The organism is Providencia sp. PROV201 (assembly GCF_028479545.1).
Classification (GTDB): domain Bacteria; phylum Pseudomonadota; class Gammaproteobacteria; order Enterobacterales; family Enterobacteriaceae; genus Providencia; species Providencia huaxiensis.
In genome coordinates, this window is sequence record NZ_JAMPNW010000002.1 from 108535 (window position 1) to 133837 (window position 25303).

Genomic DNA, 25303 nt, shown 5'->3' on the forward strand with positions numbered 1-25303 from the left:
AATATCTTATTCAATAATAAAGGTTGATTTCATATTTAGACTCAACCTTTATTCTGTCATTCAAAATGATAATACGTAATTATTATAGGAAAATCATTTTAAATCAACGATTATGCTTTCTGCAGTATACTGTCGCTCTTTATTTGATTGTTCAAATTCATCATTTTTTTCAATTTTTAGTCCGCTTGTATAACCTTGAAAAAACCATTCAATCGGGCAATTTAATGCTTCAGCGATATCAACTAAATGATTAATTGGAATTTTGTTAATACCATTTTCATAACGTGATATTTGTTGTTGGCTTAAATTTAATTTCTCAGCTAAATTAGCGCCTGATAGACCGAGTTCTTTTCTCCGGTTTTTTATTTTAATACCAATTATAGTATGAATGTCCATATGACATCCTCAATTTATAGGAAAGATTATTATTTAATGCACTTAATTTAAATTACGCTCGATAGTATATTAAAAAACAAATGAATTTAAAAGTTTTTATGAACATAATTGTGATGAGAATCTCTATTTATAACTTGTTCATTTGCAGTATAATAACATTATTTATGATGTGGTTATTATAATTACATAAGTAAAAATATCTATATTTATTATTCCCCACGGTGAGGTCTTTAAATTTAATTTTTAATATTTTATTTCTGCCTCTCAATCTTTCTGAAATTTTTATTTAAAATCATTTGGTTACGGTTTTTGTTATAATGCTGGTGTTATAGTGATAAAGTTAATATATCGTTTTAAAATGTTAATTTTTTGTTTTGGCTGATTTAATCTAAATAATCGTTTTTTAAAAATAAAGGTACAGATCAATAATATTAATCATATACCAATTTAATTGATATTAAATACAATCTTAAATCATCTTAAATGATTACTTAGAGAATGGATCATGTTTAGCATTTTGATTCCATATGTATTCCATTTTAAGTGCGATATTACTTGCAATACTTTGGTCATAAAAATCGCAAATAATCTGTAATGACATATCAATACCTGCACTAATGCCTGATGAAGTATAAAACTTATTATCATGAACCCATCTAGCTTTCGGTTGCCATAACACTTGGTTATTAAGAGAAGTTACCCACTGATAAGATAGCTTATTTGTCGTAGCTTTAAAGCCATTTAAAAGAGACGTTTGAGCAAGAAGTGCGGAGCCAGTACAAACGGAAATGACAGTCTCTGCAAACTCGGCTTGTTTTTTTAGCCACTGAATATACTGATCATTTTTCGATAATGAGCGAGTACCTTGCCCTCCAGGTATCAAAATACATTGATAGCAAGGGGTCTGAATAGGTAAGGTATTAAGTGTAACTCCCTGAGAACTGCGCATGGGCTCTCCTGAAGGTGAGATAAATACAATTTGGCAATCTTTTAAGCTACCAAATACTTCAACAGGCCCCATGACATCAAGGGTTTCAAAATTATCAAAAAGGATAATTGCGATAGAGTTTAGCGACATATTTTTCTCAGATGTTGTCATTGTTGAGTATATTGTGCCACGTTATATATTTTATGATTGGGATTTTGTGCACTCTAATATACTTATATTACTTAGTGATAAACAAAATTTCATAAGCGTGATAAAGCATAAATATGGGCACTGAAGTATACTGTATAAAACCTATTGGGCTTTTAATACCAAACTAGCGAGGTTAACAATGAAATTATATATTTATGATCACTGCCCATTTTGTGTCAGAGCAAGAATGATTTTTGGTTTAAAAAAGTTAGCGGTAGAGCAAATTGTGTTATTCGATGATGACATCGAAACACCGACAAAAATGATTGGTCGGAAAATGCTGCCTATTCTACAAAAAGATGATGGGAGTTATTTACCTGAAAGCTTAGATATTGTGCATTATGTAGATAGCATTAATGAACCTAAATATGCAGGAGGAAACATAACCCCTGAAATAGAGGCTTGGTCTAAAGCGGTTTCTGCTGTGGTATATAAGCTTGTGACACCACGTTTTACACAAACTGATTTCCCTGAAATTAGTACAGCAGAAGCCAGAGCTGCATATATCGCTAGAACATCAAAATCTTATGGTGATTTAAACGAGCTTAAAAAAGAAACGCATACGCTGCTAGTTGAATTAGAGCCCCAACTGTCGTTATTAGATGCGTGGCTAGAAACACGGGGGGAGGTCATTGATATTAATGATTTTATTATTTTTCCAACTTTACGTAGTTTGAGCATAGTTGAGCACTTAGCATTTAGCACAAACATTCGCAACTATATGGAACGAATTGCAAAATCTTCGAATATTAATTTGTTATTTGATAAGGCTAAATAGTCTATCTAGCTGCCAGTTTAGTGTTTTTTGGCAAACGTTTACCGCCTCTAAAAGAGGCGGGTTGTATTCGTTAATTGACGTAGTCGCGTAGTGTATATACTAACTTGTAATGGCCTTGAGTTAACACTAGTTTGTTGTTTTTCAATGAAATTATCGCACCTTCAGACAGTGCTCGATTTATCATTGAATCCCATTTGGATAAATCTTCATCAACGCATTCGAGTTCAGTCCTACTTAAATTTTTTACGGTAATTTTTGCGTTTTTGATATTGCCAAATCCGTTGAAATCATTACACATTGATGCAGAAACAAACATTTTTTCGCCAAAAGCAAGGAAAGGGGCGGTCTGTTTACTGTTAATCGTCTTACCATTTACTTCAGTTAAAATAAAACGGTGGTGCATCAATTTATTTTCAAGTGCTTGGTCATCATTACGCGCATTGACTTGATGAGTTTGGCATGCTGCTAGCAATAAACCCAAAATAGTAAGTGGAATTAGGCGTTTCATAATCCCAGATCCAACTATGCGTTAACAATATTAGGGCAAGTTTCCCCACAACTAATTTGACGGATATTATTTAGCGTAGTTTGACTGATACTTGTTAATGCTTCTTCTGTTAAAAACGCTTGATGCCCAGTAAATAACACATTATGACAAGAAGAAAGTCGACGAAAAACATCATCCTGTATTACGTCATTAGATTTATCTTCGAAGAATAAATCACGTTCATTTTCATATACATCCATACCTAATGCGCCAATTTTTTGTGATTTTAGTGCATTAATGGCGGCAACAGAATCGACTAACGCACCTCGACTTGTATTGATGATCATGACCCCATTTTTCATCTTCTTGAATGCATTTTCATCGAGTAGGTGATGATTTTCAGGTGTTAATGGGCAATGAAGAGAAATAATATCTGATTGTTCATATAGAGTATCTAAGTCAACATATTCAGCACCCAAATCTAAAACAGCTTGGTTCGGGTATGGGTCATGTGCGAGTAAACGCATTCCAAAGCCCTTTAAAATACGTAGCGTCGCTTGGCCAATTTTCCCGGTACCGATAATGCCAGCAGTGCGGTTATGCATATTAAACCCCGTTAATCCCTCGAGAGAAAAATTTGCATCTCGCGTACGCTGGTACGCCCGGTGGATCCGGCGATTAAGGCATAGCATCATCCCAACTGCGTGTTCTGCAACGGCTTCAGGAGAATAAGCAGGGACTCGAACAACTTGGATACCTAATTCTTTAGCTGCTTGTAAATCAACATTGTTAAAGCCAGCACAACGTAAAGCTAAAATTCGAATATTGAGTGCGGCAAGTTCTTCTAAAACAGCACGATTAGCTTCGTCGTTAACGAAAATACAGATAGCGTCGGCACCAACAGCATTTTTCGCTGTCTGAACCGTCAATGGAAAATCAAAATATTCAATACTAAAATTAAATCCAGAATTTTGATTAACTTGTTCCATGTGCTTGCGGTCATACTGTTTGGTACTATAAGAAACAATTTTCATCATAAAGACTCCAATTTTTAGGAACCAATTAGAAAAGAGTAGGTAAAAAGGTGTACCTACAAAATATAAACTCAGAATAAGACAATTAAGTTTGTAAATCACCTATAAATTAAGAAAATAGGTATCTGTTTACGATTGAATGTGGTTTATCTTTGTTAGTATCGCGTTTAATGAGACGATTTTGCTGAAATTTATCATTTGCGCTACAGAACAATTCAAACAAGGGACGTAGTAATGCAGTTAATGAAAAGAGCATTCAGAATATTACTCTGCTTTTTGGGTGGAAGCATTGCTCTCTTAATACTTTTATGGATAACGATATCCCATTGGGCTCCTGTTGTTGCATCATACTATCTTCCTAAGCCATTTAAACTGTCGTTTTCAGAACCAAGAATTAGTCATGGCCAATTGGGTATAGCAAATATCAGTATAACAGCAAATGATTGCACATTAGTTCAGTTGAATAGCACAAGGCTTTCAATCTTTCCCTTGCATGCTATTGTGGATGCCCTTGATGTTAAAACTGAATGTTTGAGTGCTCTTGAGCCAACGAATGAAACAGATAATGATCCGATTAATATTGCAGATATTATTGATAATATTCCTGTTTTTTCATTAGTCATAAATAATGCCAATATACAGCCATGGAGTGATTACCAAGGCAGTATCTGGTTACGTAAAAATCAGGCTAACCCTCTAGAATTTGATTTTAGCGGCGACAATTTAAGGTTGTCATCTTTAATAAACAGGGAACACCAATTAGTCATTCAAAATTTTTTAGCATTTCTACCAGAACAAAAGCAAACAATAGAATTATTTGGTGATGTGCAACTCCCCTTAATGGCAAATCAGCTTCCAGAAAAAGGCGAGCTGAATGCTTATTTTAAGTTAATCAACCCAGAAAAATTCTTACAAGCTAAATTCAGTTGGTTGAATGACCAAGGCGTCCTTAGTGTCATGGATACAGACACTAAGGAAGAATTGCTTTATTTACCATGGTTACTATCGCCTTCTAGAATACAAATAGCGCAAGGGAAGTGGCAATGGAAAGAAGCAGATATTCCTTTACAAGGCGGTATCAGCCTTCAAGTTGATAACTGGAATAATACATTAAGTGAAATGGTATTTTCTGGGCGTATTAATATGCTCACACAAGCAAAGAAAGGGAAAGCCAATATTGTCTTAGCGGTGCCATCTACCCAGATAAATTTACTCGATGCTGATATTAACTTTAGGTTACATGGCCAAGTTAAATATGATGATATGGTGCTGGATATTAATTTACCAGCCAAGGTTTCAGGCCAGTTAGCCACGCCAAAAGTTTCTTTTTTATCCAGTTCATTATTAAGAGCTTATGGCCGTCTCTCTGAAACACTGGTTCTTAACGAAGTTAGATTACCACTCGCGGGGACATCGTTAGGTGAAGATGGCATTTCAGGGCGTTTGCAAGCTATTCTAAAAATTAAAGAGCAATATTGGGGGGATTTTGATATTCATTTGGATGGTAAAGCTGATAAATTCACCTTGGATAAAGGAAAATGGTTTTGGAATTATTGGGGAAATGCCAACTTACCGTCATTATCGGCTAATTGGGATATTAAAGGTAATGGGAGTTGGCAGGACACTTTAATCACATTAAATAGCTTAAATACAGGGTTTGACCAAATACAATATGGGCTCTTATCGATGAGGGCTCCGCGTTTACAACTAAGTAAGCCATTAGTTTGGCAACGTGATCAGAATAAAGCCAATTTTAATGGACAATTACAGCTTACCAGTGAACGAATGCAATTTGGTACTGAAAGTTATCTACCAAAAATTACATTAAATGCGGATCTTAGTGGAAAATCTCCCGCTGAATTTCAACTTAAAGGTGATTTAAGCACTAAAGATGTCGGGCCAATCGTCATATTTGGGCGCTGGGACGGAGAAAGATTAAGAGGGGAAGCGCGTTGGCCTGAACAGTCAGTCACGGCTTTTCAAACATTAATTCCTGCTGATCTTGGAATTGAATTAAAACAAGGAAAATTATTTTCTCAAGCTGCTTTTTCAATAACACCAGAAGATGGTTTTATTGCAGGAGGACACTGGCGTGTAGAAAATACTAGCCTTTGGTTAAAAGATGGTGAGTTATCAGGATTAGACTTTGTTTTACCATGGCGTTTAAAACAAAGTACTTGGACTTTAGGGGGGAAGGCGCCCGTTGAGTTACGTATTAAACAGCTCAATAATTTATTTGAATTGACGGATATTAAAGCCGATCTTTCTGGCTCATATCCACCAACGGAAAATATGCCGTTAAAACTGACTAATGTGGGCTTTAAAACCTTAGGGGGTGAGGTATCGATGGATTTACTGCGCTGGCCACAAATCCATGCCTCCTCGATAAAATTAAGACAGATTGAACTTAGTCAGTTATTTACCATATTAAAAGTGTCACAATTTGCTGTTTCAGGTAAAGTTAATGGTGAGTTACCTTTTTATTTAAATAATCCAGAGTGGATAGTTAAAGATGGGTGGTTAGAAAATAGTGGGCCATTAACGTTACGGTTAGATACTCAATTTGTTGATTCCATCCGAGAGGATAATATATCTGCGGGTTCCGCTATGGGGTGGCTACAATATTTGGAAATAAAACGCAGCCGTACAGACGTTAATGTTACAAACTTAGGGTTGTTAAATATGAAAACAATCCTTGAAGGGTATAACACGCAAGAAAAGAAAAAACGTGAAGTTCATTTGCATTATCAACATGAAGAAAATATCTTTCAATTATGGCGTAGTTTACGATTTGGTAGCTCCTTAGAAGAGTGGTTGGAAAAAAATTTATAATGAGCATAAGAATGAACGTGAAAATATTAAAATTTACTACAGCTATATCGATTGCGTTATTGTTATCAGCTTGCTTACGAGTTGAGGTCGCAACACCGGATAAGCCCATCAATATTAATATGAACGTAAAAATTGAACATGAAATCCAAATAAAAGCGGATAGGCAAGTAGAAGAATTATTAAAAGAAAATAGTGATTTGTTCGGAGAGGTAAATCCCAAATGAGTCGAATTATCAAAGTACTAGCGCTATGTTCATTATTGACTACTTTTCAGGCTGTAGCAATTACAGTGGATGAAGCCAAAGAAACAGGCCTATTGGGGGAAACATTGTCAGGGTATTTAGCTCCAATTAATACAAATAATCAGGAGGCCACCAAGCTAGCAGCGCAAATAAACCAAGAACGGGAAAAAAGATATAGCGAAATTGCTGCAAAAAATAACCTAAAAACTAATGACGTTGCAAGGATAGCAGGACAGAAGCTCGTAGAAAGGGCGAACTCTGGGGAATTTGTACGTGGAATTAATGGTCAATGGCTACAAAAGAAATAAAAAGCGCACTCAGAAAGTGCGCAAAATATAACAATGGTAGTTTTGGGTCTTAATAATATATTACTTAGAAAGTCTAGATCTTAAGCGATAATCGTATTGATATGGCTTTGTGCTTGTTGATGCGCTCGTTCGACTGACTCTTGGCCTAACGACGTGCCTTCAGCAAAAATAAACTCAACGTCGGTAATACCAATGAAATTTAGAAATAGTGTTAAATAAGGCACCATGGTGTCTGTTGGTGTGTCTTTGTAGATACCGCCTCGGCTCGTTAATATATAGGCACGTTTGTCTTTTAATAAGCCGACAGAACCTTGTTCTGTATATTTAAACGTGTGGCCTGAGCGAGCGATAAAGTCGAAGTAATGTTTTAAGTGGGAAGAAATCGTAAAGTTATACATTGGGGCTGCAATAACAATTATATCGTGAGCTTTAATTTCCTCAATTAACGTATTTGACAGGTCCAAATGTGCTTGTTGTTGTTCTGTTTTCGTGTCACTTGGGCCAAAAGCTGCTAAAATTTCACCGTCAATCGCTGGAATTGGTTCTTTGACTAAATCTCGTACAGTTACTGTATCTGCTGAGTGTTTTTCCTGCCATTGTTGAATAAAGTAATCTGCCATTTTATTGCTTTGTGAATAGTCAGCCAGAATACTTGATTTCAATAGTAATACTTTACTCATGTGTTCCTCTATGTTTAGGTGAAATTTTATTGGTAATGATACGTGAGGTGTAACTGATTGATAGGAAAAAAATTAGATAGCCTTCTTCAAAAAAATTGATGGTATTTTCATGTGATAACAACAATTAAAAATAAAAACAAAATTTAGCCCTCACAAATTGCGAAGTGGATTGGCTAGCGTGCATTGAAACTTATTAAAGATAAGGATTTAACAGGTGAAATCCATACTGACAGCATTAACCGCTGATATTGGACAAACTTCATTACGTGACCAATGGTTACTGAAAAAAAGAGTGCAAGGTATTGCAAAGATCCAGAACGAAAAATCGCGCTCTGCGGTACTTGACGCTATTAAAATAGATATTGAGAAAGCCAAACAAAGAGTTGAACTTAAACGATTAAACTCACCTAAAATTGTGTATCCAGATAATTTACCGGTTAGCCAGAAAAAAGACGTTATTTTAGATGCCATTAAAAAGCATCAAGTTGTTATTATTGCAGGTGAAACTGGGTCAGGTAAAACAACGCAGATCCCAAAAATTTGCCTGGAACTTGGCAGAGGGGTTCTAGGGTTTATTGGGCATACACAACCAAGACGGTTAGCTGCACGCTCAGTCGCAACACGTCTTGCTCAAGAGCTTGAATGTGAATTAGGTTCAAATGTTGGTTATAAAGTCCGTTTTAGTGACCAAGTGAGTGAAACGACTCAAGTCAAATTGATGACTGATGGTATCTTGCTTGCAGAATTACAAAATGACAAATTGCTGTTGCAATATGACACTATTATTATCGATGAGGCTCACGAAAGAAGCCTTAATATCGACTTTATTTTAGGTTACTTACGTCAATTATTACCGAGACGTCCTGATTTAAAAGTGATTATTACATCGGCAACCATTGACCCTGAGCGTTTTTCGAAGCACTTTAGTCACGCTCCGATTGTTGAAGTATCTGGGCGAACTTATCCCGTTGAAGTTCGTTATCGCCCTATTATTGGAGAGCAAAACGATAGTGACCGCGACCAAATTGATGGGATCATAGATGCGGTAAATGAACTGTCGGTTGAAGGTAATGGCGATATATTGATTTTTATGAGTGGTGAGCGGGAGATCCGTGATACTGCTGATGCGTTATCAAAACTTTCTTTACGTCACACTGAAATTTTACCTCTTTTCGCAAGGCTCTCTAATAGTGAGCAAAATCGCATCTTCCATCCTCATGGGGGGCGGCGGATCATTCTTGCAACAAACGTAGCAGAAACATCATTAACTGTACCGGGTATCAAATATGTCATTGATACCGGTTATGCGCGAATTAGTCGTTATAGTTACCGAACAAAAGTGCAACGCCTTCCTGTTGAAGCTATTTCTCAGGCTTCAGCTAACCAACGTAAAGGGCGCTGTGGCCGTGTTTCTGATGGGATTTGTATTCGTTTATACTCAGAAGATGACTTTCTATCACGTCCAGAATTCACGGATCCTGAAATTTTACGGACGAATTTGGCATCAGTTATATTACAAATGACTTCTATTGGTCTTGGTGATATCTCTGCATTTCCATTTGTGGAGGCTCCAGATAAACGTAACATCCAAGATGGTGTGAAATTACTGGAAGAGCTAGGTGCAATTAAGTCCCACAAACAAGCGGATAAAGGCTATCAATTAACGGATACAGGTAGGCAACTAGCCCAGCTTCCTGTTGACCCAAGGCTCGCTCGGATGGTGATTGAAGCTCGTAAACATGGTGCAGTACGTGAAACAATGGTGATTGTTTCTGCATTATCAATTCAAGACCCGAGAGAGAGACCGTTAGAAAAACAGCAAGCTGCTGATGAAAAACATCGGCGTTTCCATGATAAACAATCAGACTTCTTAGCCTTTTTAAACCTTTGGGATTATTTAAAAGAACAACAAACGCAGCTTTCTAACGCCCAATTTAGAAAAATGTGTCGCCAAGATTTTCTAAATTACTTACGTATTCGAGAATGGCAAGATTTGTATACCCAATTGAGGCAAGTGGTGAAAGAACAAGGTTTTGCCATTAATAGCTCTGAGGCTGATTTTCGGAGTATTCATGTTTCGCTATTGGCTGGTTTGCTTTCACATATTGGCCAAAAAGACGCGGATAAACACGAGTTCACTGGGGCTAGGAATGCACGTTTTACTATTTTTCCAGGGTCGGGTCTATTTAAAAAACCACCCAAATGGGCAATGGTAGCGGAACTTGTTGAGACATCGAAATTATGGGGAAGAATTGCCGCATCCATCGATGTTGAGTGGGTTGAACCCTTAGCTGAACATTTAACTAAACATAGTTATAGTGAACCTCATTGGTCAAAATCTGAAGGTGCGGTAATGGCATCAGAAAAAGTGACGCTATATGGGCTACCTATTGTTGCATCAAGGCAGGTTAATTATGGGAATATTGACCCATTACTGTGCCGTGAATTGTTTATTCGTCATGCATTAGTTGAAGGGGATTGGGCTACTCGTCACGCATTCTTTAAAGAAAATCTGAAGTTATTATCTGAAGTTGAAGATTTGGAGCATAAATCACGTCGGCGTGACATTTTAGTTGATGATGAAACATTATTTGCATTTTATGACCAACGGATCCCGAATGATGTGATTTCCTCCCGTCATTTTGATAATTGGTGGAAAACGGCATCTAAGCAACAATCTGACTTGTTAAGCTTTGAAAAGAGCATGCTGATTAAGGAGGACGCCAGTAATGTTTCGGCACTTGATTATCCTAACTATTGGCATCAAGGGGATTTAAAATTTCGGTTGAGTTACCAATTTGAACCTGGAACTGATGCTGATGGTGTGACGGTACATATACCTCTTGCTGTATTAAATCAGGTTCAGAATATTGGCTTTGATTGGCAAGTTCCTGGGCTGCGTCATGAGCTAATCGTTGCTTTAATTAAATCACTACCTAAACCTATTAGACGAAATTTTGTCCCTGCACCTAATTATGCTTCTGCATTTTTAGAACGAGTACCAGAGCCTGAAGGCAGTGTATTGGATAAACTTGAACGTGAATTACGCCGTATGACGGGTGTCACTGTTGAACGCGAATCATGGCAATTAGCGCAGCTTCCGGCCCATTTAAAAATGACGTATCGTGTTGTAGGTGACAAAAATGAAACTGTTGCAGAAGGGCAAAATCTTGATGAGCTAAAAAATAGCTTAAAAGAAAAAGTGCAAGAAACATTATCTGAAGTTGTGGATGACGGCATTGAGCAACACGGGTTACATATTTGGAGTTTTGGCGAGTTGCCTCAACGTTATGAGCAAAAAAGAGGCGGATATTCCGTTAAAGCTTATCCTGCGTTAGTCGATGAGAAAAATAGCGTTGGTATCAAGGTATTTGAAACCGAATTGGAGCAACAGCAAGCTATGTGGGCCGGAGTACGTCGGTTATTGCTGTTAAACATTCCATCGCCAATTAAATATCTACATGAAAAACTACCAAATAAATCAAAATTAGGTCTGTATTTTAACCCTTATGGTAAGGTATTAGAGTTAATTGATGACTGTATTGCTTGTGGCGTCGACCAAATAATTGCTGATTTTGGTGGCGCGGTATGGGATGAAGTGCAGTTTGAAAAACTGAAAGAGTTTGCACGTGCAGAATTAAATGATGTGGTTGTTAATATTGCTAAGCAAGTTGAACAAATATTAACAGCGGTGTTTGCTATCAATAAACGTCTAAAAGGGCGGGTTGATTTTTCGATGGCGATAGCGTTATCGGATATAAAAACACAAATGTCGAATTTGGTATTTAAAGGTTTTGTGACCACTCATGGTTGGAAGCGCTTACCTGATATTCTTCGTTATTTAAATGGGATAGAGCGGCGATTAGAAAAATTAGCGATTGACCCTAACCGAGATCGTGCTCAAATGAGTAAGGTAGAGCATGTTCAGAATATGTGGCAACAATGGCTAGTTAAATTATCTCCAATTCAGAAAAATATGCCAGAAGTTCAAGAAATTCGTTGGATGATTGAAGAACTGCGAGTTAGCTTGTTTGCCCAACAATTGGGAACTCCGTACCCAATATCGGATAAGCGGATTATACAGACGATGGAGCACTTGTCCCAACAACTGTAAGAATGATTATTTTACTCGTTGACGCTTCACATATTATTTATGTGAAGCGCTTTTCCTTTTTTAGTCAGCTTGGATTTTTAGTTACAACATACAAATAGATTGTAAAAATATAAGCATCTGAGATCGTACAACAGTAATTTTCACCAGTATAAGGGAAGTGAAATGGTAATAGAGGATTAATGCTAGAAGATTATTGAAGTATTGAGATCTTGAGGTTTTGAGTGTGTGGAAAATAGGAAATTACAGTAAATAGGGCTTAAATTTACGCATCAAAATTAAGCCCTTTGGTACAAAGCTAAACAACCAAATAATAGAGTGCTGGAATAGCAGCGATAGCAATTGCATAAGCCATGATTTTTTCAATCATCTTTAATGGTACTTGGTTGGTTTGTTGCTGACGAGCATAGAAAAATACCAAAATACCAGGGGCATACAAAACAACGGATAATAGTAAATTAATTAACCCTGAAGCATAAATCAGCCATAAACCATAAAGGCTAGCAATAGCTCCAACCGCAAATAATGCTTTATTATGACGCTCAAAAGCCACTTTGACTAAAAATGCACCGACAAGGAAATAGGGGACTAAAATCATTTCGGAAGCTATAGTAAGTAATGTATTGTAATTACTTCCACTAAGCCAAATAAGAACCAAAGAGAGTTGCACAGCACCATTAGTGAGCCATAAAGAAGAGGATGGTGCATCATTTTTATTTAGCTTGTTGAATATTTTAGGAAATGATTGATACTGCGCGGCGATATAAGGCACTTCAGCGGCCATAATGGTCCAACTTAGATAAGCTCCACAAACAGAGATAATGAGGCCAGCCGCAATAATAATATCACCACTCGAACCAATTAAATCTATCATGAGAGGAGCCATGGATGGATTTTTTATTTCTGCAAGTTCTGCTCTAGGCATGATACCAAGAGAAAGTAAGGTAACGAGTATATAGATAATTAAGGCGGAACTGACAGCAAAAATTGTTGCTAAGCCAACATCACGGCGGTTTTTAGCTCTAGCTGAAACGACAACAGCCCCTTCAATACCAATAAATACCCACAGGGTAATCAACATAGTATCTTTGACTTGCTCCCAAACAGGAACGCCAAATTCGATACCACTGAAATCTGCATTGAAAATATCAAGTCTAAATGCCAAAAAAGCTAATACAATAAATAAGCCAAGGGGAACTAATTTTGCCATTGTAGCGAGTTTATTAATTCCAGCGGCTGTTTGTACTCCACGAAGCACTAAATAGTGAACAAACCAGAGAAGTATTGATTCTCCGATTAGGGCTTGCCATGTGTTCCCATCACCAAAAATGATGTTATCAGGGGTATCAGTAAAAAAACTGATTGCTGCGAATACGATAACAAGATAAGACACATTGGCAACTACCGCACATAGCCAATAACCCCACGCAGAGCAAAAACCAATTAATTCCCCAAAGCCGACTTTGGCGTAAGTAAATATCCCACCATCAAGGTCAGGTCGTATACGAGAAAGCAACAATAAGGCAAATGCTAAAAAAAGGATGCCCACACCAGTAATTGACCAGCCGATTATTAATGCGAGAGGGCTAGCCACTTCAGCCATATTTTGAGGGAGACTAAAAACACCGGCACCAACCATCGAGCTAAGAACTAGCGCCGTTAGAGCGGTAAGACTCAAAGTATTTTTCAAAGTAAATCCTGAACGTTCAGAAATCAAAAGTTAAAATGACGTTAAAATGCCATTACAATAATTAGTTTAACTAGAAGCCATAAAAAAAGTAGACAGAATGACTGCATGTTTTCAGTGTGTGGATTCTACGAACGAAATGAGAGATATGCAATGGTAATGTATGCATTTTTTAAGGTGTTTTATGCACTTTCTTAAAAGAATGAAGATGGATAGTGTGTGAGATGTGATTTAACGTAAACGAAGTGAATAAAAACAAAAAAACCAGCCGAGAAGGCTGGTTTTAGTATCACAGAATATTGAACTATTTAAACAAGTCAGCACTGATGGTGACACTTCCACCATTAGATTGCCATTCTCTTGTAATATGGAAATATTTAGCCCCTTTTGCTTCCGCACGTTTTGCTATTTGGTAACGTACTTCAGGCGTATTGGTGTAATATCCAGAGAATGTTATAGAGTCAAATGGAACCATTTGAGCCGCGGCTGTTTTGTTGACTTCTTCGATAACATAACCACTTGGCAGGGTCACACTAGTACGACCCGGTTGACTGCTAGAGGTTTCAAAGAAGCGTCCGACTGCGGTTGTTGGTTCTTCAGAAGATGCAACACCAGGAATGCGAACTTTTTTAGCAGCTTCACCACCTTCAGCTAATAGAGCACGGCCAGCGTCTGAATCAGCAGGAACCACTGCGTCTTCATTCAGTACTTGTCGCTTCGGCGCATCTTTCTTATAGATATAAGCTGTCGCTAATGTGTTTCCACCATCATTCATTGCGATATTACGAACCACATAGAACGAAGCTGCATTTTTCTCAAGGGCTTTTTTTGCAATAGCCTCATACAGGTCTGGTTGAGAAGGGTAAAAACCACTTACCGTAACAGTATCAAAAGGTTCATATTCGGTTGCATCCGCTTTTGACATTTCCTCAACACCACCGAATACACGACGCTTCGGTGAATCAACTTCTGGTGCATCTTTTGCGTAGACGTCTGCAACAACACGCATGTTGCCACTATCACCTACATCATCAAGGCTTTGAATGTAAAAGGCATACGCCCCCATTTTATCAGCCCTACGGGAAACTGCATCAGATGCTTCATAAATAGCATTAAAGCGCCCGGTAACTGTTATACGCTCATAAGGTTTTAATTCAGTAGCCTGTTTTGGCGTCAATTCAACAGCCGCCTGAGTAGCAGTTATACTAGTTAATGACAGCACCGCGGCTGCGATGACCGTAGTTTTCAGCTTCATACAAAATCCTTCCGCCTTGCGCAATTTATTATAAACATGCTGAATCTTAGTTGTATCACATGTACGTGATTATTACACGTAACAGAACCTGTTGTCTCATGATTTTATTTTTATGAGAAATAAATAATTATTGACTAGTTAAATTTACCAGATTTTTTAAAGTATCCAGTATTTTATTGACCTAAAACTAAGATTTTCACTGCGAATTCCATTTACTGTCTAAGAATCGAGATCAATTATGGATCAAGACGCTTATTTTCAGTAGGTTATTAGAACATTAAAAATCTGTTTATGCACAAAATAAGACTTTTCTCTGTGATGATGGTCATTATTTTAGCAAACACCCTATTAACAACATTACTTCAGGCATTAAAAAGGGAACATTATGCGTATTGGTATACCAAGAGAACGACTTGCCAATGAAGCGCGTGTTGCAGCTACGCCATCAACAGTGACTCAACTACTTAAATTGGGTTTTTCTGTGTGTGTAGAGCAAAATGCGGGTCATTTAGCCAGTTTTGATGATGTAGCATATGAGCAAGTGGGTGCCGAAATCGTTGATCGTGATACTGCATTTGCTGCGGATATTGTTTTTAAAGTCAACGCACCTCTGGATGATGAAATTCCTTTGTTAAAAGAAGGAGCAACATTGGTGAGTTTCATTTGGCCAGCACAGAATGCTGAGCTAATGGAAGCTTTAAAGGCTAGAAATATTAACGTGATGGCGATGGATGCAGTACCACGTATTTCACGTGCTCAGTCACTTGATGCGCTTAGCTCAATGGCAAATATTGCAGGTTACCGTGCAATTGTTGAAGCTGCTCATGAATTTGGCCGTTTCTTTACGGGGCAAATCACCGCGGCAGGTAAGGTGCCACCAGCGAAAGTCATGATCATTGGTGCTGGGGTTGCTGGCCTTGCTGCAATTGGTGCTGCGGGTAGCTTGGGTGCCATTGTACGTGCCTTTGACACTCGCCCTGAGGTAAAAGAGCAAGTTCAGAGTATGGGTGCTGAATTCCTTGAGCTAGATTTCAAAGAAGAGGCTGGCAGTGGCGATGGTTACGCCAAAGTGATGTCAGAAGCATTTATAAAAGCGGAGATGGAACTGTTCGCTGCACAGGCGAAAGAAGTCGACATTATAGTGACCACGGCACTTATTCCAGGCAAACCAGCGCCTAAATTGATTACCAAGGAAATGGTTGAATCAATGAAGCCGGGAAGTGTGGTTGTCGACTTAGCGGCTCAAACGGGTGGTAACTGCGAATTAACCCAAGCTGACAAATTAGTCGTGACCGACAATGGTGTGAAAATTATTGGTTACACAGATTTGCCAAGCCGTTTGCCAACACAATCATCCCAGTTATACGGCACCAACCTTGTTAACTTGATGAAACTACTGTGTAAAGAAAAAGATGGCGAAATTAATATTGATTTCGACGATTTGGTTATTCGCGGTGTAACGGTGATTAAACAAGGTGAAATCACGTGGCCAGCGCCCCCAATTCAGGTATCTGCTCAGCCGCAGGCGAAACCGCAAGCGGTGGAAAAAGTTAAAGCACCTGAGAAAAAGATGTCACCAACGGTAAAATATGGCTTGATGGCATTAGCTATCATCTTGTTTGGTTGGTTCGCTAATTCAGCGCCAAAAGAGTTTTTATCGCACTTTACTGTATTTGCATTAGCTTGTGTGGTTGGTTATTACGTGGTGTGGAATGTGACTCATGCATTGCATACACCGCTAATGTCAGTCACTAATGCTATTTCAGGGATCATCGTCGTGGGCGCCTTGCTTCAGATTGGAAGCGGTGGCTGGGTAAGCTTCTTATCCTTTATCGCCATATTGATCGCGAGTATCAATATTTTCGGTGGGTTTACTGTAACTCAACGCATGTTAAAAATGTTTCGTAAAGGATAAGGGGTAACTTATGTTGTCGAGTGGAATTGTGACAGCAGCTTACATAGTTGCTGCTATCCTGTTTATTTTCAGCCTTGCGGGGCTATCACGTCATGAAAGCTCTCAACGAGGGAATACTTACGGCATCATCGGGATGGCTATTGCATTGATAGCCACCATTTTAGGTCCTCACAGTGCAAATGTGGGCTGGATGATCGTTGCGATGGTCATTGGTGCTGTCATTGGTATTCGCTTAGCGAAAAAAGTTGAAATGACAGAAATGCCTGAGCTGGTGGCTATTTTACATAGCTTTGTCGGTTTAGCTGCAGTTCTGGTTGGTTTTAACAGCTTTATTGCAAGTGAAGGGCACGCTGATGTTGTGATGGAAAACATTCATTTAACTGAAGTTTTCTTAGGTATTTTCATTGGTGCGGTGACCTTCACCGGTTCAGTAGTCGCTTATGGTAAATTATCAGGGAAAATGTCATCAAAACCGATGATGTTACCTAATCGCCATAAACTGAATTTAGCAGCGTTAGTTGTTTCATTTATTCTGTTAGTCATTTTCGTTAAAACAGAAAGTGTCGGCTTACAAGTCTTCTTGATGCTAGTCATGACCGCGATAGCTTTAGCTTTTGGCTGGCATTTAGTGGCATCAATTGGTGGAGCGGACATGCCAGTGGTTGTTTCAATGCTGAACTCGTATTCAGGTTGGGCTGCTGCAGCGGCAGGTTTCATGTTAAGTAATGACTTGCTGATCGTTACAGGGGCATTGGTCGGTTCTTCAGGTGCGATTCTGTCTTATATTATGTGTAAGGCGATGAACCGTTCATTCATCAGTGTTATTGCAGGAGGCTTCGGTACAGATGGCTCTTCAACAGGCACAGAAGAAGAAATGGGCGAATACCGTGAAAGCACTGCAGAAGAAGTCGCTGAAATGTTGAGAAATTCAACATCAGTGATTATCACTCCAGGCTATGGTATGGCAGTGGCACAAGCACAATACCCTGTTGCAGATATCACGACTAAATTACGTGAACGTGGCGTCAAAGTGCGTTTTGGTATTCACCCTGTCGCTGGTCGTTTGCCAGGGCATATGAACGTATTACTCGCAGAAGCTAAAGTGCCTTACGATGTCGTATTGGAAATGGATGAAATTAACGATGATTTCTCTGATACCGATACCGTTCTTGTCATTGGTGCTAACGATACGGTTAACCCAGCAGCTCAAGAAGATCCAAACAGCCCAATAGCGGGGATGCCAGTTCTTGAAGTTTGGAAAGCAAGCAATGTCATTGTATTTAAACGTTCAATGAATACAGGCTATGCAGGGGTGCAAAACCCGTTATTCTTCAAAGAGAATACACAGATGTTGTTTGGTGATGCGAAAGATAGCGTTGATGCGATCTTACGTGCATTGTAATTTAATGAATCACTAATTCATGTCAAAATGATATAAATAAGAATGGGTTACTGGTTAATATCAGTAACCCATTCTTGATTTTTAAGTCACTAGTTAATCATCATCAGCAGGAGTGATAGGGCAGACAAAACCGTCAGGTTTAATTGCTAATAAATCACATTTTAGTTTATCGATGACATGTTCCGCAGTATTCCCTAAAAAGGCGGCTGAAATGCCTGTACGGCCTAAAATACCGAGTACGACAACCCCCGCATGTAACTCTTCACACATATCAGGAATAATTTTCTCAGGTAGGCCCTCTCGGACATGGGTGTACTTTTCATCAATACTAAACTTTTGCCGTAACTCTTTCATGGCAATTAAATGTTGGCCGCGTAGTGCGTTGTTATATAGGCTCGGGTCGAAATCAGGTAACTCTATGGCAATATTCATAGGGGCAACAGGATACGCACTTACTAAATGGATTTCCTGCTCTTTAATAATACGTGTTGCTAAATCTTTTGTTTTTTCAACCAATTTGATATTGAGGTCATCATGATAAGATTCCTCATTCGATAGGTTAACAGCAACAACAACTGAACCATGGTCAGGCCATACTTTATCTTTTACCATCCAAACGGGAGCGGGGCATTTTCGGAGTAAGTGCCAGTCAAGTGGGGTAAAAATAATAGATTCAAAATTATCTGTTTGATGTGCCATTTTGAGTAATAAGTCATGTTCACCACTTATCACTTCTTGAATAATGGCTTCATATGGCTTGTTATGCCAAATAACTTTAATTTCAATATCAATGCCCGCTTCAAGATAGAAATGAGCTTGTTGTTTGATCCAAGCCGCTTTTTGGCTTATTACACCTTTGCGCATGGCATTACGTTCTTCAGGCGAAAGTAATGTTGTCATGTCATAGGAAAGGTCGTAAATAGGTAAAAACGCTTTTATCCGTCCACCATTACGCTGCACGATGTAGACAGCACGTCTTAATGCAGGTTGATCATCCTGATTTGGGTCAATTGCAACTAGCAGGTTTTTATAGTTTGCCATATTGAAATCCTCTTGATACACGGATGTTTCCATATAGATAAACTATGATATTGGGATTAAATAGGCAAGAAATCTGGGAAAAAAAATGAAAACGGATCACCGATAACGTGATCCGTTTAGGGATATTAACATGTAATAGCTGAAACTTTACCTGCAATATCAGTCAGTTTTGTCATATCTTCGATAGTGATATACTTACCTTTAACACTCAGCATGCCACTTTTCTGGAAACGGCCTAAAAGGCGGCTAATGGTTTCAACGGTTAATCCAAGATAGTTACCGATATCTCCACGCGTCATTGTTAATCTAAATTCTCTTGGTGAAAAACCACGCTCTGCAAAGCGATGAGATAGGTTAAGAATAAATGCAGCTAAACGTTCTTCAGCGTTTTTCTTGGATAATAAAAGGATCATTTCTTGATCGCCTTTAATTTCACCGCTCATTAAACGCATAATTTGCTGACGTAAATTAGGCATTTTGCCTGACAAATCATCTAAGGTCTCAAATGGTATTTCACAAACCATTGATGTTTCAAGGGCTTGTGCAAAACTCGGGTGCTGTGTATGAATGATAGCGTCAAAACCAACAAGGTCTCCGGCTAAGTGAAAACCGGTAATTTGCTCATCGCCTTCTTCGGTTATTGTATAGCTTTTTATTGTACCTGAGCGGATGGCATACAATGAACGCAATTCATCACCAGCTTTAAATAAAGCTTGGCCTTTTTGAATGGGTTTTTTGCGCTCGATGATATTATCAAGTTGATCCAGTTCATGTTCATTCAGCGTAAAAGGAATGCAAAGTTGGCTAATACTGCAGTCCTGGCAATGAATAGCACAACCACCAGACTGGATGCGACGAACAACTCTTTTTTCTGGGATCATATTTAAGGCTCAATCAAGTTAAAATTATTGATATGAGTCAATTTTAACATAAGATAATGCAACTGGTAAGTAGTAAAGTATGACAGAATCGACTTAATAAACAAAAAAGCCAATCAGAGAAACTGCAAGAGATTAGTGAATTTAGATGTTCATGCTAATTTAAAGAACATTACTAAATATAAAATTTGATATAGGTTAAATTTTGGTCTTTAAACGATAAAAAGCGATATGTACGACCCATTGTAATTAATACTTAAAATTATGCTAATTAAGCACGAAACATTAAACTAATTAGCATTAATTTAACACGAAAATAAATTTATGAATATCAATTTTTCAAATTAACCTCAAAAAGGAGAATATAATGACACTTACTCAACAGTCTTTACCCACTTCGATGACGGTTGTTGACATTATAGAACCTGGTGGACCAGAAAAACTGCGATTAATTGATAAACCGCTACCTAGAGTTTCTGCAGGATATTTGCTTGTTAAAGTGGAAGCCGCTGGAGTTAATCGTCCTGATATTTTTCAACGTAAGGGGTCTTACCCTCCACCGGCAGATGCATCACCGATTATGGGACTTGAAATCGCAGGAACGATTGTTGCCAAAGCGGATGATGTAGATGAATGGCAGATAGGCGACAAAATTTGTGGGCTGGTGGCTGGGGGAGGTTATGCAGAATATTGTTTAGTACATAAAAATATCGCATTACCATTAGGGAGCCTTTCTTTTATCGAAGGGGCTGCGATACCTGAAAACCTTTTTACTGTTTGGGCAAATGTTTTTCAAATAGGTAAGCTTAAGAAAGATGAAACGGTACTTATTCATGGTGGGACATCGGGTATTGGCAGTGTGGCGATTATGTTAGCGAAAGCCTTTGGTGCAAAAGTATTAACAACCGTTGGTTCTGAAGAAAAAGTGGATGCAGCAAAACGACTCGGTGCGGATTGTATTATTAACTATAAAAAAGATGATTTTGTTGAGGCGACGCTCAACTACACCTCTTCACTAGGTGTTGATATGGTTGTCGATATTATTGGTGGAGATTATGTCGCGAAAAATTATCAAGTTGCCGCTAAATTTGGGCGGATCATCCAAATTGGGATGATGAAAGGTAACCCTAAAGAGTTAAATATGATGCCTTTAATGGTAAAGAGATTGACTCATACAGGCTCAACCATGCGCTCTCGTACTATTGAAGAAAAAGCATTGATCGCTCAAGAACTGAAAGAACAAGTCTGGGATTTGTTACTAAACGGTAAAATGAAACCTATTATTAACAAAGTGTATCGTTTATCACAGGTAAAAGAAGCTCATGAGCATATGGAGTCTGGAGATCTTATCGGCAAAATTGTTTTGCTAAACAATTGATTAACTGTTATTTCTGTGGTTTTTACTATTCTGCTTTAGTCATTTTTGAATAGTAAAAATCGCATTCAATATAACAATTTTTTCACATATTCAAGCTTTTTTAGCGTAAAAATCTCTTTACAGTTGACTAAATTTTGATTTTTTGTGTTTGTCCACAAATCAGAACGAAATTAGACGGAGTTTGTTAATAATTTAATAGAGATCGATTATACCTATGAATAAGTTGGCCATTAACGGTTTGTTTATCAATAAATAATGTTTAAATGATATTTTTAAATGCATATCATTAATATATTGATATCTCTTATATAAACATAGCCCGTTATGCACTTTCCAATGATATTAAGTTAAGTGACTTAAGTGCAATTAGCACGCGTTAATTGTAGTTTGAAGGTGTAGTAATGATAAATAATTTTAAAAATTCAAAAATAAATGTTGATGCATTATTTTTAGGCCCTAAATCTGAAAATGCTGTCTTTTTCAAAGAAATGATGGAGTATTCAGTTAGTGAACATATGCATTGGCGCTCTAGCTACCATCCTGAAGATCCTGATCTTATCTCTACTGTTGACCGTTATGCTCCCGAGTACCGAGATACGCTTTATCGTACTGAAGGCATTCTTAATCAACTCTCTTCAAAATTAAAAACAACGTCGGTCCCCTGGTTCTCTCCCCGTTATATGGGGCATATGAATGCAGATACACTGATGATTTCTAATTTGGCTTATGTCATGGCAATGATGTACAACCCCAATAATTGTGCACAAGAATCTTCACCAACGACAACCGTTTTAGAAATAGAGGCTGGGTTAGATTTATGTGCCATGTTTGGTTATGACGTACAACATGCATGGGGGCATATTACATCTGGTGGAACAGTAGCTAACTACGAAGGATTATGGGTAGCTAGAAATATTAAAACACTACCGTTGGCGATTATGCAGCATCCACAATCCAAATATCTACTGCAGGGCAAAACCGAAAAAGAGTTACTCAATCTCTCTGTTTCTAAGGTGTTAGATTTAATTGATGAATTAAAGAAAATGCATATTTTCGAAGAAATTCGTGATTTGACCTGCCGTGGTGTTGGAATAAAGCAAGGAAAACTCGGTAAGTTATTGGTACCGCAGTCTAAACACTATTCATGGATGAAAGCGATGGATATTCTTGGTTTAGGCCAACAGAATATTGTGCAACTCCCCGTTGATGCAAGTTATCGAACGGATGTGCATAAAATGCGGGAAACTGTATTTGCATTAATTGAGCAAGGGGAGCCAATTTTAGCCGTAGTTGCTGTTGTTGGAACTACAGAAACTGGCGCGATAGACAATGTAAAAGAAGTCATTGAGCTACGACGTGAATGTGAGCAGCGTTTTGGGGTTTCCTTCTATGTGCATATTGATGCCGCTTATGCGGGATACGCTTGCGCGATGTTTCGTGATGAAGAAAATCAATTTATGGAGTATGAGAATTTACTCCAACGTTATCATAGTGAAGGCATTTTTCCTGAAAATATGGTGTGGCCAAAGCGCGATGTTTATGAAAGCTTTAAAGCATTAAGCCAAGCTGACTCTATTACTGTTGATCCTCATAAAGTGGGGTTTATTCCGTATGCCGCAGGTGCAATCTGTATGAAGGATAAGCGGATTGTGGATTTAGTTTCTTATCATGCCGCATATGTATTTGAAGAAGTACAAGAAAAACAGCGTACAACAGAAAAAGCGCAGAATGTGTTACTTGGCTCTTCTATTATGGAAGGATCAAAAGCAGGGGCAACTGCAGCAGCGGTATGGGCTGCACATCGTTTAGTCCCGTTAAATATTTTAGGGTATGGAAAAGTGATTGCGGCAGGGGTCACCACAGCGAATTGGATGATCGACAAGATAAATCAATGTGAGCCCTTTATTATTGAAGATCGCCAGTTTTCAATTATTGCGATGCCTACACCGGACTTTCACATGATTAATTTTATGTTTCGTGAAATCGGTAACACATCTTTAGAAAAACAAAATCAATTAAATAAACGGTTATATGAATTATGTTCTTATGCCGCAGGGCGAAGTTATTCTAATGATTTTCTCACCTCATCAACCTCACTAACACATGAAGAGTATGGCGATAACCCATTGAGCTTATGTCGAGATGCACAATTTTCTGATAATGAATGGCATAAAGTACGGTCAATTTATGTGCTACGGGCAGCGATAATGACGCATTGCTTGCGTGATAGGGCTCATTTTGAAACCTATTGGATGGAATTAAAAAATATCTTTGAAGACAAACTGCAACATCTCATTAATGAAGAAAATAAGTTAAATCATTCCAATTATAAAATTAAAATTTAATTACTTGTTAGGATCTCAATATGAAAAATCGCACACTTGGTAGTGTATTTATTGTTGCAGGTACTACGATTGGCGCAGGTATGTTAGCTATGCCTATCGCTGCCGCTGGTAATGGCTTTTTAGTTAGTTTGGCTATGTTATTAGTATTGTGGGCATTGATGTGTTACACAGCATTGCTTTTGGTTGAAGTTTATCAACATGAATCTCACGAAACTGGGATCGGTAGTGTTGCTCAACGGTATTTAGGGCCTAGCGGTAAATTTATTACGGGCTTTAGCATGATGTTCCTTATGTATGCATTGACAGCGGCTTATGTGAGTGGCGCAGGGGAAATTATTACTTCAAATTTAAAAAGTAGTTTTGCCATTGATATGGCTGATTGGATGGGAATTGTTGTATTTACCATCATTGGTGGGGGAGTTGTATGTTTTGGGACTTCATCAGTAGATTTCATCAACCGTATTTTATTTGCTGCAAAAATTGTTTTCTTAGTCATTATATTGGCGTTAATGATACCTCATGTTGAGCAACAGAATTTATTAGCAGCACCAACTGAAAAAGTCCTCATTTTATCGGCTATTCCCGTATTTTTTACCTCCTTTGGTTTTCATGGCAGCGTCCCTAGTATCGTCAAATACATGGGGGGAGATGTCAAAAAACTTCGTGTTATCTTTATCATCGGTAGTGCTATCCCGTTAGTTGCTTATATTTTATGGCAAATTGCAACATTAGGGAGTATTGGCACAACAACATTTGTTGGTATTCTGGCTGAAAACGCAGGGCTTAACGGGTTGCTCGATGCAATTAAGGATGTAGCTCAATCAGGAAAAACAGAGTTAATAGCACAGATGTTCATGAGTTTGGCTTTAGCAACCTCTTTCCTTGGGGTCGCTTTGGGGTTATTTGATTTTTTAGCCGATTTATTTAAACGCCAAGATAATGCTTCAGGGCGCATACAAACGGGTTTACTTACCTTTGGACCACCACTAGTTTTTGCTTTATTTTATCCTAAAGGGTTTGTAATGGCGTTAGGGTATGCCGCGATTGCACTTTCAATACTCGCCTTATTATTACCTAGCGCAATGGCATTCAAATCAAGAACATTGAATCAACGGAAATATCAAGTCCTAGGTGGTGGGTTAGGCCTATCATTGGTATTTATTTGTGGAATTATTGTTATTGGTGTTCAGTTAGGGATTGTCTTCAATATATTACCTAATATTGGTTAATAAAATACGTGTATACAAGCCAGCCGTATCTTGATGGCTGGCTTGCTCAATTCCTAAAAGCCTTTCCTAAATTTACTGCATAATTTACTCAGCTAGACAATTCACCGCACATTTTTACTGTTGTATCGACAGTTAGTCGGTATAATCCATATAAGAATGATTATCAT

At 38.1% G+C, this 25303-nt stretch carries 19 protein-coding genes; 10 read left to right on the forward strand and 9 right to left on the reverse strand.

Going from position 1 to position 25303, the window contains the following annotated elements; all coding sequences use genetic code 11:
- Positions 1 to 93 precede the first annotated feature (93 nt).
- A complete protein-coding gene (locus PR809_RS02465) occupies positions 94 to 396 on the reverse strand; it encodes a helix-turn-helix domain-containing protein (RefSeq protein ID WP_102140367.1) in 303 nt (100 codons plus the stop codon).
- Positions 397 to 883: 487 nt separating this feature from the next.
- The gene (locus PR809_RS02470; RefSeq protein WP_166267495.1) at positions 884 to 1474 is read right to left on the reverse strand and encodes a DJ-1/PfpI family protein; all 591 of its coding nucleotides are present in this window, start codon (positions 1472 to 1474) and stop codon (positions 884 to 886) included.
- Between the two features lie 199 nt (positions 1475 to 1673).
- On the opposite strand from PR809_RS02470, the gene grxB reads away from it, so the two are divergent.
- Complete coding sequence (gene grxB, locus PR809_RS02475; protein ID WP_195698664.1) at positions 1674 to 2312, forward strand: glutaredoxin 2; 639 nt, start codon at positions 1674 to 1676, stop codon at positions 2310 to 2312.
- Positions 2313 to 2382: 70 nt separating this feature from the next.
- Here grxB and PR809_RS02480 read toward each other — a convergent pair whose 3' ends face one another.
- Positions 2383 to 2820: an META domain-containing protein gene (locus PR809_RS02480; RefSeq protein WP_102140370.1), complete on the reverse strand. Its 438-nt coding sequence runs from the start codon at positions 2818 to 2820 to the stop codon at positions 2383 to 2385.
- 14 nt (positions 2821 to 2834) lie between these two features.
- Positions 2835 to 3833, reverse strand: coding sequence for a 2-hydroxyacid dehydrogenase (locus PR809_RS02485; protein WP_102140389.1), 999 nt, complete (start codon positions 3831 to 3833; stop codon positions 2835 to 2837).
- A 234-nt stretch (positions 3834 to 4067) separates the two neighbouring features.
- Between PR809_RS02485 and PR809_RS02490 the strand changes: the two genes are divergently transcribed.
- The 3 genes from PR809_RS02490 to PR809_RS02500 are packed head-to-tail and all read left to right on the forward strand — an operon-like array spanning position 4068 to position 7215.
- Complete coding sequence (locus PR809_RS02490) at positions 4068 to 6665, forward strand: YdbH family protein (protein ID WP_241098768.1); 2598 nt, start codon at positions 4068 to 4070, stop codon at positions 6663 to 6665.
- Positions 6666 to 6676: 11 nt separating this feature from the next.
- Positions 6677 to 6889, forward strand: a complete 213-nt coding sequence (locus PR809_RS02495) for a YnbE family lipoprotein (RefSeq protein ID WP_102140371.1) — start codon at positions 6677 to 6679, stop codon at positions 6887 to 6889.
- On the forward strand, positions 6886 to 7215 hold the full coding sequence (locus tag PR809_RS02500; protein WP_125894796.1) for a YdbL family protein: 330 nt from the start codon (positions 6886 to 6888) through the stop codon (positions 7213 to 7215). Before PR809_RS02495 ends, PR809_RS02500 begins: the two co-directional genes overlap by 4 nt.
- 80 nt (positions 7216 to 7295) lie before the next feature.
- On the opposite strand, the gene PR809_RS02505 is transcribed toward PR809_RS02500, so the two are convergent.
- Entirely contained in the window at positions 7296 to 7895 is a 600-nt protein-coding gene (locus tag PR809_RS02505) for an FMN-dependent NADH-azoreductase (protein ID WP_166267493.1), read from the reverse strand.
- 214 nt (positions 7896 to 8109) lie between these two features.
- Between PR809_RS02505 and hrpA the strand changes: the two genes are divergently transcribed.
- Entirely contained in the window at positions 8110 to 12009 is a 3900-nt protein-coding gene (gene hrpA / locus PR809_RS02510; protein WP_206276830.1) for an ATP-dependent RNA helicase HrpA, read from the forward strand.
- Between the two features lie 295 nt (positions 12010 to 12304).
- On the opposite strand, the gene PR809_RS02515 is transcribed toward hrpA, so the two are convergent.
- Positions 12305 to 13645 (reverse strand): basic amino acid/polyamine antiporter, encoded by a 1341-nt coding sequence (locus tag PR809_RS02515; protein WP_395349643.1) that lies wholly within the window; start codon positions 13643 to 13645, stop codon positions 12305 to 12307.
- Positions 13646 to 13997: 352 nt separating this feature from the next.
- Complete coding sequence (ydgH, locus tag PR809_RS02520; RefSeq protein ID WP_102140376.1) at positions 13998 to 14948, reverse strand: DUF1471 family protein YdgH; 951 nt, start codon at positions 14946 to 14948, stop codon at positions 13998 to 14000.
- A 385-nt stretch (positions 14949 to 15333) separates the two neighbouring features.
- Between ydgH and pntA the strand changes: the two genes are divergently transcribed.
- Both pntA and pntB read left to right on the forward strand, forming a co-directional pair.
- A complete protein-coding gene (gene pntA, locus PR809_RS02525) occupies positions 15334 to 16863 on the forward strand; it encodes a Re/Si-specific NAD(P)(+) transhydrogenase subunit alpha (protein ID WP_102140377.1) in 1530 nt (509 codons plus the stop codon).
- A gap of 13 nt (positions 16864 to 16876) precedes the next feature.
- A complete protein-coding gene (gene pntB, locus PR809_RS02530) occupies positions 16877 to 18265 on the forward strand; it encodes a Re/Si-specific NAD(P)(+) transhydrogenase subunit beta (RefSeq protein WP_102140391.1) in 1389 nt (462 codons plus the stop codon).
- A 93-nt stretch (positions 18266 to 18358) separates the two neighbouring features.
- Here the strand turns inward: pntB and uspE are convergent, their stop codons facing one another.
- Both uspE and PR809_RS02540 read right to left on the reverse strand, forming a co-directional pair.
- Positions 18359 to 19306, reverse strand: a complete 948-nt coding sequence (uspE, locus tag PR809_RS02535) for a universal stress protein UspE (RefSeq protein WP_102140378.1) — start codon at positions 19304 to 19306, stop codon at positions 18359 to 18361.
- 125 nt (positions 19307 to 19431) lie between these two features.
- Entirely contained in the window at positions 19432 to 20187 is a 756-nt protein-coding gene (locus PR809_RS02540) for an FNR family transcription factor (RefSeq protein WP_068443675.1), read from the reverse strand.
- A gap of 364 nt (positions 20188 to 20551) precedes the next feature.
- On the opposite strand from PR809_RS02540, the gene PR809_RS02545 reads away from it, so the two are divergent.
- From PR809_RS02545 to tyrP, 3 genes are all read left to right on the forward strand, one after another.
- Entirely contained in the window at positions 20552 to 21562 is a 1011-nt protein-coding gene (locus PR809_RS02545; RefSeq protein WP_239979185.1) for an NAD(P)H-quinone oxidoreductase, read from the forward strand.
- Between the two features lie 404 nt (positions 21563 to 21966).
- On the forward strand, positions 21967 to 23907 hold the full coding sequence (locus tag PR809_RS02550; RefSeq protein WP_166267508.1) for a pyridoxal phosphate-dependent decarboxylase family protein: 1941 nt from the start codon (positions 21967 to 21969) through the stop codon (positions 23905 to 23907).
- Between the two features lie 20 nt (positions 23908 to 23927).
- Positions 23928 to 25136 carry a tyrosine transporter TyrP gene (tyrP, locus tag PR809_RS02555; protein WP_102140380.1) on the forward strand — a complete coding sequence of 403 codons (1209 nt, stop codon included), beginning with the start codon at positions 23928 to 23930 and terminating at the stop codon, positions 25134 to 25136.
- The last annotated feature ends 167 nt before the right edge of the window (positions 25137 to 25303 follow it).

Coding starts and splice junctions, on each gene's coding strand:
- PR809_RS02495 (WP_102140371.1), top strand. CDS start 6,677: ATGAACGTGAAAATATTAAAATTTACTACAGCTATATCGATTGCGTTA.
- PR809_RS02500 (WP_125894796.1), top strand. CDS start 6,886: ATGAGTCGAATTATCAAAGTACTAGCGCTATGTTCATTATTGACTACT.
- PR809_RS02465 (WP_102140367.1), bottom strand. CDS start 396: ATGGACATTCATACTATAATTGGTATTAAAATAAAAAACCGGAGAAAA.
- PR809_RS02480 (WP_102140370.1), bottom strand. CDS start 2,820: ATGAAACGCCTAATTCCACTTACTATTTTGGGTTTATTGCTAGCAGCA.
- PR809_RS02545 (WP_239979185.1), top strand. CDS start 20,552: ATGACACTTACTCAACAGTCTTTACCCACTTCGATGACGGTTGTTGAC.
- ydgH (WP_102140376.1), bottom strand. CDS start 14,948: ATGAAGCTGAAAACTACGGTCATCGCAGCCGCGGTGCTGTCATTAACT.
- tyrP (WP_102140380.1), top strand. CDS start 23,928: ATGAAAAATCGCACACTTGGTAGTGTATTTATTGTTGCAGGTACTACG.
- PR809_RS02505 (WP_166267493.1), bottom strand. CDS start 7,895: ATGAGTAAAGTATTACTATTGAAATCAAGTATTCTGGCTGACTATTCA.
- PR809_RS02470 (WP_166267495.1), bottom strand. CDS start 1,474: ATGTCGCTAAACTCTATCGCAATTATCCTTTTTGATAATTTTGAAACC.
- uspE (WP_102140378.1), bottom strand. CDS start 19,306: ATGGCAAACTATAAAAACCTGCTAGTTGCAATTGACCCAAATCAGGAT.
- PR809_RS02485 (WP_102140389.1), bottom strand. CDS start 3,833: ATGAAAATTGTTTCTTATAGTACCAAACAGTATGACCGCAAGCACATG.
- PR809_RS02515 (WP_395349643.1), bottom strand. CDS start 13,645: ATGGTTGGTGCCGGTGTTTTTAGTCTCCCTCAAAATATGGCTGAAGTG.
- grxB (WP_195698664.1), top strand. CDS start 1,674: ATGAAATTATATATTTATGATCACTGCCCATTTTGTGTCAGAGCAAGA.
- pntA (WP_102140377.1), top strand. CDS start 15,334: ATGCGTATTGGTATACCAAGAGAACGACTTGCCAATGAAGCGCGTGTT.
- PR809_RS02540 (WP_068443675.1), bottom strand. CDS start 20,187: ATGATCCCAGAAAAAAGAGTTGTTCGTCGCATCCAGTCTGGTGGTTGT.
- PR809_RS02490 (WP_241098768.1), top strand. CDS start 4,068: ATGCAGTTAATGAAAAGAGCATTCAGAATATTACTCTGCTTTTTGGGT.